The sequence below is a fragment of the Clostridioides sp. GD02377 genome, from assembly GCF_045899875.1.
Taxonomy (GTDB): Bacteria; Bacillota; Clostridia; order Peptostreptococcales; family Peptostreptococcaceae; genus Clostridioides; species Clostridioides difficile_A.
Genome location: NZ_JBJODA010000011.1, coordinates 134,304 through 146,787 on the forward strand (window position 1 = coordinate 134,304; position 12,484 = coordinate 146,787).

Sequence of the window (12,484 nt, forward strand, 5' to 3'; positions counted from 1 at the left end):
TTATATGTAAATAACTTAATTTTTGATTAAAGAGTTTCATAAGAAACTATTTCACTTAAAGGGACACGAGTTTTTTCATGTCTATCTGGACTTTCTGGTGTCTTAGACTCATATCCTATCAATAATATATTTACTGGTTCTAAATTATCTGGCATGCTAAACTCTTCTCTAATTACATCTGGATTAAAATAGCACACCCAAACACTTCCTAATCCAAGTTCAGTTGCCTGTAACATCATGTGGTCAGTGACTATGCTTGTATCAATATCTGTAAGTTGTTTCCCATCAAAAGGTCTTGTCCAAACTTTTTCCTTATCTCCACACACGATAATAGCTAATGGTGCATCATATATATTAGCAGCCTTCGAAAGTTTATTTAGCCCTTCCTTTTCTTGAATAACAATTAATCTTTGAGGTTGACGATTACCACCAGTTGGAGCTATTCTCGCAATATCTAAAATTTTCTCAAGTTTTTCTTTTTCGACCTTTCTATTTTGATAATTACGACAAGAATATCTTTTTTTTGCAAGTTCAACAAAATTCATTTAATTACCTCCCATCATTTTATTAGGTCAAGTTGATGATTCATTTAACCTATGCTATAATTTTATCACTATAGTTTTATATTACAATAATGCACTTTTTTGTAATATAGTACCTAAAAAGATACTTTAAAATATATGAAAGGAGCTTAAAAATGAAAAAATGTTCTAGTGAATACAGTTGTCCAATAGAAGCAACACTCGCATTGATTGGTGGTAAATACAAGACACTTATACTTTGGCATCTTAAAGACACTATATTGAGATTTAATGAACTAAGAAAATTAATTCCTAAAGCAACTCCTAAAATGTTAACTCAACAGCTACGTGAATTAGAAGCAGATGGTTTAATTATCAGAGTTGTTTATCCTATTGTTCCTCCAAAAGTAGAATATTCACTATCGGATTTTGGAAAGAGTATTATTCCAATTCTAGATTGTATGTGTGATTGGGGTTCTGATTACTTAGAACATCTATAGCTCATTATAGTTTAAATCCCATAGCTAGTTTAACAATCTCCATTTGTTCTCTGGATGTCAACATTTCCAAAAGTTTAAAAGCTACATGTGGAGCAGTTTCTGGACAATATGAAGTTATAATATTTTTATCTACAACAATTGGTTCATTAATTACATTTACATCAAACTCGCTTAACTGTCTTTGCCTTTGACCATTTTTCAAATGATATGTAGTAGCTTTACGATTTTTTAAAACCCCACTTTTACCAACTGGTAATGCCGCCACACAAATAGACGCAATTATCTTTTCTTTTGAATCAAACTCTCTTATTAAGTTTAAAAAAGACATGTCATATGCTTCTTCATAAAATCCAAACTCTTCAAAGCCTCCAGGAATAGCAAGAGCATCATAATCATCAACACATACTTCTTCTATGGTCTTATCAACAAGTATTGGAATATTAAACGTACTTATAACCTTCTTTTTAAAGCCACAAGTTACTACATCGATATCACAATCATAATCATTACGAGCCCATCCCATAACATCTATAAATACGCTAAATTCCATAGTTTCAAAACCTTTTGCTAAAAAAACTAAAATTTTCATATTATATTTTCCTCCTAAAGTTTAGTTAAAATAAAGATAAGTAATATACTTAATATTTAGCTGCTAATATATTTAAAAAATATTTTTACATGTATTAATTTCTTCTTTAATTGTAGATAGAACAATAGTTGTATTAGCTTTCTGAATTCCCTTGATTCTTTTTAATGTAACAGATATAAATTCTTCAAGGTCACTTGTATCTTCTGCTAATACTTTTATCAAATAATCATACTCTCCTGAAATATGATGACACTCCAATACAGTCTCATGTTTCAATATAGTTTGCTTAAAATCTTCCATACTTTCAGATAAATCAGTATTGATAAATATAAAAGCTAAAAGTTTATATTTTGTTTTTTCTCGATTGATTTGGATAGTATACTTTTGAATTATATTTGACTGCTCAATTTTCTTTATGCGTTCTGATACTGCTGGTATTGATAAATTGACTTGCCTGCTTATTTCAGAAGTTGAGGCTCTACTATTCTTCTTTAGAGAATTAATTATTTTTAAATCTATCTCATCTATCGCTACTCACCTCCTTAATTATTTAGTATAATTCTAACTAATAAGTTATATTAAGTAAATAATTTTTATTATTTCAATAAAATTTAATACAATCATATTATTTCACCTTAAAATTGAAGTTTTTTCAAAGTAAATCATATATTATACCTAAGATTATCTAAGATTTAATTAATGTTATTATTTTTGTTATTCATAATATATTACTTATTTTTACAATAATAAAAAGCACTTCATAATTTATGAAGTGCCTTTACTATACATTTAACTTTTTCATTCATTTATATATGTCATACACAAATATTTTATTTATTATAATCTTTAATATACTACTATAACAACTTAAATACTTATACAATTTCTATATATCTTTAGACTTCTCCACCTTCTGAACAAACATATCCTTTGGCATAGGTTTAGCATACAAATACCCCTGTGCATAATAACAATTAATACTCATTAAAAACTCTGCCTGTTCTATATTTTCAACACCTTCACAAATCACTTCTAACCCTAAGTCATTTGCCATTTCAACTACTTTACTTATAATCTTCCCTTCTCCTTTAGAGTTATCTAATAGAGATTTATCTATTTTTAGAATGTCTACAGAAACCTGATTTAGAAGATTCAAAGAAGAGTAACCTGAACCAAAGTCATCAACAGAAATAAAAAATCCAAGCTCTTTAATCTTTTTTATCATATCATTTGATATACTATCATTTTCAAACAAACTTTCAGTTATCTCAAGTTCAATTATATTTCTAGGTATATTATATTTAACAAGTATATTTTGTAATCTATTTATATAATCTTTTCTTTGAAAATGTGCTCTTGATTGATTTACAGAAATTGAAATTGGTTTAATTCCAGAATCCATCCAAAAACGAGTCAATCTACATACTTTATCCAATACAAAAAAATCAACATCTATAATTCCACCACTCTTTTCAAGTATAGGAATAAATTCTCCTGGATTCATAAAACCAAGCTCTTTATGATTCCACCTAACAAGTGCTTCTGCTCCAATAATTTTATTTGTTCTCATATCAAATTTAGGTTGATAATAAACTTGGAACTCCTCATTTTCTAATGCATAATCTATCCTATCAACAATCTCTTTTTCTTTTCTAAGATTTTCTCTAAGTGACTCATCAAAATAGACTATAGAATATTTACTTTCCTTTGATTTTCTTCTAGCAATTTCGGCATAATCTATCGCCTTAGTTACAGGAATATTCTCAGTTTCAATATTGTATACTCCAAAGTTAGGTTTGACTTTAATACTAAAACCTTTCACTTCAAAATATGATATATTTTCATTTATATTGTTAAGAACTAGTTCCAAATCCTTTTTAAACTCATATGGTAAAAGAAAAAGGAAATGGTCTGCTTTTACATGAGCTAATAAGGCTGTATCACCTATAATTCTTTTTAAAACTGAAACTATTTCTTTTATGATTATATCTCCAGAATCTCTACCATAATTCTCATTTATCACAGCAAATTTCTTTATATCAAAAGCAACCAATGCATAATACTTCTCTTTATGTTTCTCTAAAATTTTTGTTGTTTCTTTTTCAAATCCGTTATAGTTCCAAATTCCATTAATTGTATCTTTAAATGCTAAATCAAAAATATGTACTGAGTGTCTTCTATTAATTGCAATTATATAAAAAAGCACTGCTATTATAATTAAGAAAAAGCAAAAAGAAACTAAAACTGTCTGAACTGGATGCTGATGTACAAATTGAGACAAACTAGTATCATAATTTTGAAACATTGTATGCTTTGCAATAATTTCAGAACACTCATCCTTATTAAGTGAATTTATTCTTTTATCCAAAATAGAATATAATACTTGATTTGTATCTTGGTTAACACCTAAAGATATATTGGTTTTATAATCAGTAACTAAAATTGCTTTTAAATTATTATAATCTTTTTGTATATAATTTTCAGCAGAATATGTATTTATAAATGCTACATCTGCATCGCCTCTTTCTACTGCATTTATAGCTAAGTTTTCAGATTTATAACTTTTAATCTTTGCTTTCTCATAACGTTTTTTGATATACTCATCATTAAATTTATCATTATCTACAACAGCAATATCATTAAATTCAGTATTCCTATAATTCTTAGTTATTGCACTGTAATTCAATTCCATATAAGGAGATGTAATTTTTATTCCATTCTGTTCTGCCCATCCATAATCAGAATTAAAAAAGCATATTACATCTGCTTTTCCCTCTTTTAACATATTAATTGAGTCTTTATATGAGTTGGTTTCTATATAATTTATATTCAAACCAAGGTCTTTAACAATTAAATTAAACATGTCTGATATTATACCATTAAATTTTCCATTGTCTAAATACGATAGTGGATATGATTCTGGCATGCTAACTACACGTATACTATTATTTCTTTTTAGATAATTATGTTCCTCTTTAGAAAGAATAAACTCATTTTGATTACTAGATTGATAATACTTACTGTACAAATTAAACTTATATGCAGGATTATCCATTTCTATATCTTCTAGAGCGTTATTAACTTCTTGTAATAGTTGAGTATTACCTTTTTTTACAATACAATAAAATGAAGAAGGAGAAAATTGAGCAATTACACTTTCATTTTTAGCCTTTCTTAAGCTACTAGTTAATATAGCATCTACTTTTCCATTTTCCAATGCACTTTCTAATTCTTCTTGGTTCTTGAAATATTTAGATGTATAATTAAAATTCTTTTCGTTTGCAAATTTTTTTAAATCTTCATTTCTACTATTACTATCAAGTAGCCCAATCACTATTCCATTAAAATTTTTATAATCATTTGGTAAATATTTTGAATTTCCACGTTTTACTGTAATGCGTGCATAACTACTTCCCATAGGCAATTCTGAGAAGTCAAATCTTTCTGCACGCTCTTTTGTATACTGTGCAGATGTAAGCAAATCAATCTGACCATTTTCTAACATAGCTTGACATTCTTCCCATGTACCAGATACATATTCATATGTCCAGCCAGTATGCTTTGCAATCTCATGAAGATACTCATATCCATACCCACTTCTATTTCCAGTTTCATTATACTCATGATACCCTTCGAACTCAAAAAAACCTACTTTTACAACACGTTTTTCTGATGTAGCAATTGCTTGTATTGGGAGACACATAAATACTATACAGCTAATTAAAGACATTATAAAAACAATTCTTTTAATCGACACAAACCTGATTCCCCCCTTTATAAAGGTCTTTATTGAAATTACTTGTGATTATTTTCATAATAATACTACTATCCCACTAATTACATTATATTCAAAGTATACTTGTTTATATAATCATATATAAACACATATCCTTAATGATTACTTTAAATGTATACTTTCATATATAAAGTTTGCATTTATTTTATTTCCAACAATTATATATGTATATTAGCACATACTTGAAAATTCAACAATAGTATTCAGCCAGTTCTACAGGTTATAATATTTCACAAAGATAGTAAAACTATATCAAAATTATGGAGCCAATAGCCTTAATTATATTCATAGATTATACAATTTTATCAGAAATAAATTTTTATATAGCTTTGTTTAAAAAAGGCATATATTAAAGGTAATTGTAATTCTACAAATACAAGATTTGGAACAATAATTTTGTCAAAAGAATATAATATATTGGTTGTGTATGTAGTTTTTCATGTATTGACAAATAGTTTTTTATGTATTATAATCTCATATAAATTAAATATCTCGGTAGGTGAGGCTACCATAGGGATACGGGTTGCTGCCGCAAAATAGTGGAGACACTATGAGAAGGTCAACAGTCTATGTCGATTCCAAGGCATAATCTAATGCAATTTCATTGCCCTATGAAGTTAAAGCTTGAACGATGATTAAATATTTTACTGTATTATAAATATACTTAGGTTTTCTATGCCTTGGTTGTTTTTATTATAGGTTTAATTCCCTTGTCATTGTTTATGCTTTGATAAGGGATTTTTTAATGCTTATTTTAGATTTATATATTTTGAATTTTGGAGGTGAGAAGAATGGACGCAGGAAGTAGTAATAACATAAGCTCTGTTGAGCGAAGTAGTCACTTATTTGAAGAATTGTACTATTTTGTACGTCTTATTTCTTCTCCCTATTTTTAATAAATTTAAAACTAGTGATGTTTTTCGTCACAGGCTTATGTCTTTACTTCCTTATTTTAAAAATAGATAAATATTTAAGGAGGTCTCAGACATGATAAAAAAATTAAATAAAAAGTTTATTACACAAACTACATGTAATTCAACTTCAAAAGAAGATATACTTGATTCAGCTATAATGAACGACTCTATTTTATTAAATGAATATAGAAATTCTTATAGTGGTTACTCTGAAAAAATGGTTAATATAATGAGAAACAAGTATGGTAGTAATGAAATCACTCAAAAATCTAGTAACTCAATGATAAAAAAATTTGTCAAAGCTTTTATAAACCCATTCACTATTGTACTTCTTATTTTAGCTATAATTTCTTTTATCACAGATGTTATTTTAGCAAATCCAACTGATAAAAACGCAACTACAGTCATTATCGTATTGACAATGGTAACTATAAGTGGATTGCTACAATTTATTCAAGAATCTCGTTCTGGCAAAGCGGCACAAGCCCTAAGTGATATGGTAAATACCACTATATCAGTTATGCGTGATTCTAAAGGATTAATAGAAATACCACTAAGAGAAGTTGTTGTAGGAGATATTATTCATATCGCTGCTGGTGATATGATTCCAGCTGATGTACGTATATTACAATGCAAAGATTTATTTGTTAGTCAATCTTCTCTTACAGGAGAAAGTGAGCCAATAGAAAAATTTTCTGATGTCTACAAAGGAACTACCAATAACATACTTGATTTAGATAATATTGCATTTATGGGTAGTAACATAATTAGTGGCTCAGCCATAGCTATTGTTATTTCAGTAGGTGATTGTACTATATTTGGTTCTATGGCTCAACAAATAACAAGCAAAAAAACTGTAACAGGTTTTGAAAAGGGTGTTAACTCAGTTTCATGGCTACTTATAAGATTTATGTTTATTATGGTTCCAATAGTTCTCTTTGTAAATGGCTTTACAAAAGGTAATTGGATGGAAGCTTTTTTGTTTGCACTTTCAATAGCTGTTGGACTTACACCAGAGATGTTACCAATGTTAGTATCTGCTAACCTTGCTAAAGGAGCAGTTGCTATGTCAAAGAAAAAAGTTATTGTTAAAGATTTAGGCTCTATACAAAACTTTGGTGCTATGGACATACTTTGCACTGATAAAACTGGGACTTTGACTAAAGACAAAGTAGTTTTAGAGTATTCTCTTGATATTCATGGAAAAGAAGATAAACGAATTCTTCGACATGCATTTTTAAATAGTTATCATCAAACAGGACTTAAAAATCTTATGGATATAGCTATTATTAACCATGCAAATGATAATGGTATGCAAGAACTTTGGAGAGATTATACAAAAATTGATGAAATTCCATTTGATTTTAATAGAAGAAGAATGAGTGTAGTAGTTAAAAATAAATTTGGAAAAACTCAGCTTATCACAAAAGGTGCTATTGAAGAAATGTTATCAATCTGTACTCATGTTGAGTATAAAGATGAGATTCAATTAATGACAGATGAAATATGTAAAGAAGTTATTGCAACAGTTTCTAAATACAATGATAAAGGTATGAGAGTTTTGGGAATTGCACAGAAAAACAATCCTTCACCTATAGATGAATTTTCAGTTTCTGACGAAAGTAACATGGTTTTAATAGGTTATCTTGCATTCCTTGACCCACCAAAGGAAAGTACATCTAGTGCAGTAAAAGCTCTACTTAAAAATGGAGTTGATGTAAAGGTTCTAACTGGCGACAACGATGCAGTAACAAAGTGTATTTGCAAACAAGTAGGCATCAAAATTGAAAATATCTTGCTTGGCTCAGATATAGAAGGCTTGGATGATAAAAATCTTGATAAAATGGTAGAACATACAAGTATATTTGCAAAGCTTTCTCCAGAACAAAAATCTCGTATAGTTGAATCTCTTCGCAGAAATGGACATATTGTTGGATTTATGGGAGATGGTATAAATGATGCTGCTGCTATGAAGGCATCTGATGTTGGAATATCTGTAGATACCGCAGTTGATATAGCTAAAGAATGTGCAAATATTATACTACTTGAAAAAGACCTTATGGTACTAGAGCAAGGTGCTATTGAAGGAAGAAAAATATATGCAAATATAATAAAATATATAAAGATGACTGCAAGTTCTAATTTTGGTAATATGTTCTCTGTATTAATAGCAAGTGCATTCTTGCCATTTTTACCAATGTTACCAATTCAACTCTTAATATTAAACTTAATTTATGATATTTCATGTATAACTATTCCATGGGATAATGTAGACGATGATTATCTAAAAATTCCAAGAAAATGGGATTCATCATCTATAAGTAAATTTATGACTTGGATTGGTCCAACTAGTTCAGTATTTGATATTACAACATATATACTAATGTATTTTGTAGTATGCCCAAATGTATTTGGTGGAAGTTTTCATAGCTTAGATACTATAGGTCAGCTTGGGTTTATATCTCTATTTCATGCTGGATGGTTTGTAGAATCTTTATGGTCTCAGACATTAGTTATTCATATGATAAGAACTCCACACATCCCATTTATTAAAAGTCGAGCTTCATGGAAATTAACTCTTTTTACAACAATGGGAATTGTGATTGGTACTATTATACCATATACATCTCTTGGTCATGCTATTGGTATGATGCCACTTCCAGGTATATATTTTATTGGATTGATTTTTACTATTTTATCTTATATGGTTTTAGTAACTATATTAAAAAAGGTATTTGTAAAAAAATATGGAGAATTATTATAATTAAAACTATCCTTCATCTTAATAATATAAATTTTAATTTATTATGTTATCAAAGTGACTACATGAAAATAATTTTCTTGTTGACTATAACTATGTATTATGATAACATAACTTAAGTTATAATTAGTAAATTATATTTTAAATAAATAAGATGATACCAAAAGTACAAAGTACAGTTTAAATATAAATAAACTAGAATTAAGATTAGGATGTGAATAATTATGATTTATATAGAATTAGTTAAACTTGTTAGAAAACTTAACTCTACACAAATGTATACGATGAAGCGTTGTGTAGAGGTTAATCTGGAGGCTTAGAGCTTTCTATCTTCGTCGGCAAATATAGGTTAGTATAGTTTTTTTAGCTATGCTTATTTAAAATCGCCTATTTGCCGATAGATATATAGATTTTCTGGTCATAGACAACAATGCTTGTCTATGACCTTTTGTTTTTCCAAAAGCAGAGGTCGGCATTTTAGAATGCCTTTCCTCTGCTTTTTTTATTTTCATAAATTTTTTAATAAAAGAAAAGGAGTTTGAATTATGAGTTTATTAAAAGTAACTAATTTATCACAAGGTTTTATGGATAAGTCACTGTATGAGAAAGCTAACTTTGATTTATTCAAAGGTGAACATATTGGTATAGTTGGTCAAAATGGTGTAGGGAAAAGTACCTTAATCAAAATTTTATTAGGAGAAGTTATTCCAGATGAAGGAGAAATTAAATGGCAAACTAATATCAAAATTGGTCATCTAGACCAATATGCAGAAATTAATAGAGATACAACAATATCCCTCTATTTGCACTCTGCATTTGAAGAGCTTTATAAAATAGAAAAAGAGATGAATTTGCTATATCAAGAGAGTGCTCTGTCTGGAAATGAACAACTACTAATTAAGGCATCAGAATATCAAGAACAACTAATAGCAAACAATTTCTACTCTGTAGACAATGAAGTTAACAAAATAGCAAATGGTCTTGGGTTAGATTCAATAGGAATGAATCGTGTAGTTGGAGAACTTAGTGGCGGGCAAAGAGCAAAAGTAATCTTGGCGAAACTACTACTTTCTAATCATGAAGTTTTATTATTAGATGAGCCAACAAACTTTTTAGATAAAGAACATGTTGAGTGGCTTTCAAGTTATTTAAATACATTTGCTGGAGCATTTATTGTAGTTTCCCATGATTTTGACTTTTTAGAGAAAATCTCTACAGGCATTCTTGATATAGAATTTGGTATGATTAAGAAGTATCATGGAAAATACTCAGAGTTTCTTAAACAAAAATCGCATTTAAGAGAGGATTATATTAGAAGATATCAAGCACAACAAAAGAAAATAGAAAAAGAAGAAACATTTATACGTAAAAATAAAGCTGGAGTAAATTCAAAAATTGCAAGAGGAAGACAAAAACAATTGGATAAAATAGAAAGAATAGCTCCTCCTAGCTTTGTAGGAAAACCAAATGTTCAATTTTCAGAGATTGAAATATCTGCTCAAAATGCTCTTACAGTTACCAATCTTGAAGTCGGCTACTACTATTCTTTGCTTCCAAAACTAAATTTATCTGTTGATGGAGGTCAAAAAATAGTTATAACTGGATTTAATGGAATTGGTAAATCAACTTTGTTAAAGACATTAGTTAAAGATATTCCTTGTATCGCTGGAAGTTTTAAGTTTTCAGAACAAGTTAAAATTGGTTATTATGAACAAGATTTAAAATGGGAAAATCCTACTAAAACACCACTTCAAATAGTGGCAGATAAGTATCCAAAATTTAATACAAAAGAGATTAGACGTCACCTAGCTAAATGTGGAGTAAAAGAAGAGCATGTTTCAAGAAGTGTATCTACTCTAAGTGGTGGTGAACAATCTAAGGTTAAATTGTGTTGTATGATGTTATCTCCTTGCAATTTTTTGATTCTAGATGAACCAACCAACCATTTTGATGCAGAAACAAAGGATGCTTTACAAAATGCCTTGAAACAGTTTAAAGGAAGTATCATACTAGTATCTCATGAAGAAAAATTTTATAAAGGTTGGATTGATAAGGTATTTAATATAGAAAAACAATTAATATAAATCTATCTGTAATATTGTTTAATCAATACTTCAATACATGTATTAATCTTTTGGCTGAAGTTTCATTGCTAAGAAACTTAAAAAATAAGAATCTACTAGATTATAAAGTCTATTACTAGAATACAAATATTAATAGGCACTCATAAATAAGTGCCTATTAATATTAAAATCCATTCTAATCAACTCTATTTACAAGTTTATATCCTAGACCTTTAACTGTTATAAGTATTTTAGGATTTGAAGGATTATTTTCAATTTTTTCTCTTATATGACGTATATGTACCATAATTGTATTATCACAGATGCTACTATATGCCCCCCACACTTGTTCATATAATCTTTCTTTACTTATAATTTTATTTACATTTTGAGCCATATAACTTAAAAGTTGATACTCTCTTCCAGTTAACTCAATTTCATTTCTATCTTTATAAACACGACTTCCTTCTGTATCTATAGTAATATTCCCTAACTTAATAAATACATCGTCTGATGGTATAATGCTTTGGTATTGTTGTCTACGTAATTGAGCTTTAACTCGAAATACAACCTCTCTTGGGCTAAATGGCTTCGTTATATAATCATCCCCACCACTACTAAGACCAAGTATTTTGTCAATATCATCATCTTTTGATGAAAGAAAAAGAATTGAACAGTATGAGAACTCCCTAATTTTTTTACACACTTCTATTCCATCCACATCTGGTAACATTATGTCAAGAATAATGACATCTGGGCATTCTGTCTTACATAAAGAAATAGCATCTAAACCATTGTAGACTTTAACAATATTTTTAAAACCATCATTTATAAGTACTTCTTCAATTAAATCTATTATATCTTTTTCATCATCCACGAGTAATATTTTTTTATTAAAGTATGTCTCCATTTTAAAATCGCTCCTATAAAGAGTTCTTATTTTTTGTCTATTTCATCCCTCTCACTCCCTATGTTCTGCTTAAAGTATATTCAAATAATTAAATAAAATCAAGTATATATCTCTATCGATTAATGAAAACTATTTACTATATGCATGTCAATGCATATTTCACAGTATAATTCGATGTTTCATAAATATGTCAAATTAAAGAATATAGGATAAATGAGTAAAATATTGTATCATCCTACTATATATGAAAATTTTATTTATAAATTCACCTTTTTCTGGACATGTCTACCCTACCTTGGGTTAGTAGAAAATTTATATTTATCCCTTTACACCATAACTTAAAATATTAGAAAAAGCAGTTGTTTTTATTACTCATGGTGCTTTAAATAGTGTTATGTAATCTCTTTATTTTGGAGCTCCCATGGTGGTT

The 12,484-nt window shown here is 28.4% G+C and carries 8 protein-coding genes, 1 pseudogene and 1 riboswitch; of the genes and pseudogenes, 3 read left to right on the plus strand and 6 right to left on the minus strand.

The window, feature by feature from the left end:
* Window positions 1–26: 26 nt before the first annotated feature.
* Entirely contained in the window at window positions 27–545 is a 519-nt protein-coding gene (locus Q3304_RS11645; RefSeq protein ID WP_223153354.1) for a nitroreductase family protein, read from the minus strand.
* A 152-nt stretch (window positions 546–697) separates the two neighbouring features.
* Between Q3304_RS11645 and Q3304_RS11650 the strand changes: the two genes are divergently transcribed.
* On the plus strand, window positions 698–1,021 hold the full coding sequence (locus Q3304_RS11650) for a helix-turn-helix domain-containing protein (protein ID WP_054277684.1): 324 nt from the start codon (window positions 698–700) through the stop codon (window positions 1,019–1,021).
* Between the two features lie 4 nt (window positions 1,022–1,025).
* Here the strand turns inward: Q3304_RS11650 and Q3304_RS11655 are convergent, their stop codons facing one another.
* From Q3304_RS11655 to Q3304_RS11670, 4 genes and pseudogenes are all read right to left on the minus strand, one after another.
* Window positions 1,026–1,610, minus strand: a complete 585-nt coding sequence (locus Q3304_RS11655; protein ID WP_407814434.1) for a DJ-1/PfpI family protein — start codon at window positions 1,608–1,610, stop codon at window positions 1,026–1,028.
* Between the two features lie 72 nt (window positions 1,611–1,682).
* Window positions 1,683–2,003, minus strand: coding sequence for an Lrp/AsnC family transcriptional regulator (locus Q3304_RS11660; protein ID WP_407815432.1), 321 nt, complete (start codon window positions 2,001–2,003; stop codon window positions 1,683–1,685).
* Window positions 2,004–2,138 (minus strand): annotated as a pseudogene (locus Q3304_RS11665) (Lrp/AsnC family transcriptional regulator); the annotation flags it as partial.
* Between the two features lie 358 nt (window positions 2,139–2,496).
* Window positions 2,497–5,367, minus strand: coding sequence for an EAL domain-containing protein (locus Q3304_RS11670; protein WP_407814433.1), 2,871 nt, complete (start codon window positions 5,365–5,367; stop codon window positions 2,497–2,499).
* 523 nt (window positions 5,368–5,890) lie between these two features.
* A riboswitch (M-box (ykoK) riboswitch) is annotated at window positions 5,891–6,049 on the plus strand.
* A gap of 344 nt (window positions 6,050–6,393) precedes the next feature.
* Between Q3304_RS11670 and mgtA the strand changes: the two genes are divergently transcribed.
* Window positions 6,394–9,084 (plus strand): magnesium-translocating P-type ATPase, encoded by a 2,691-nt coding sequence (gene mgtA / locus Q3304_RS11675; protein WP_407814432.1) that lies wholly within the window; start codon window positions 6,394–6,396, stop codon window positions 9,082–9,084.
* A gap of 542 nt (window positions 9,085–9,626) precedes the next feature.
* Window positions 9,627–11,165, plus strand: a complete 1,539-nt coding sequence (locus tag Q3304_RS11680) for an ABC-F family ATP-binding cassette domain-containing protein (RefSeq protein WP_074179253.1) — start codon at window positions 9,627–9,629, stop codon at window positions 11,163–11,165.
* 175 nt (window positions 11,166–11,340) lie between these two features.
* Here the strand turns inward: Q3304_RS11680 and Q3304_RS11685 are convergent, their stop codons facing one another.
* A complete protein-coding gene (locus tag Q3304_RS11685) occupies window positions 11,341–12,054 on the minus strand; it encodes a response regulator transcription factor (protein ID WP_054271776.1) in 714 nt (237 codons plus the stop codon).
* Between the last annotated feature and the right edge of the window lie 430 nt (window positions 12,055–12,484).

What these genes read in the sequence shown, in the direction of transcription:
- Q3304_RS11645 (WP_223153354.1), bottom strand. Translation starts at nt 545, where the DNA reads ATGAATTTTGTTGAACTTGCAAAAAAAAGATATTCTTGTCGTAATTAT.
- Q3304_RS11650 (WP_054277684.1), top strand. Translation starts at nt 698, where the DNA reads ATGAAAAAATGTTCTAGTGAATACAGTTGTCCAATAGAAGCAACACTC.
- Q3304_RS11655 (WP_407814434.1), bottom strand. Translation starts at nt 1,610, where the DNA reads ATGAAAATTTTAGTTTTTTTAGCAAAAGGTTTTGAAACTATGGAATTT.
- mgtA (WP_407814432.1), top strand. Translation starts at nt 6,394, where the DNA reads ATGATAAAAAAATTAAATAAAAAGTTTATTACACAAACTACATGTAAT.
- Q3304_RS11680 (WP_074179253.1), top strand. Translation starts at nt 9,627, where the DNA reads ATGAGTTTATTAAAAGTAACTAATTTATCACAAGGTTTTATGGATAAG.
- Q3304_RS11685 (WP_054271776.1), bottom strand. Translation starts at nt 12,054, where the DNA reads ATGGAGACATACTTTAATAAAAAAATATTACTCGTGGATGATGAAAAA.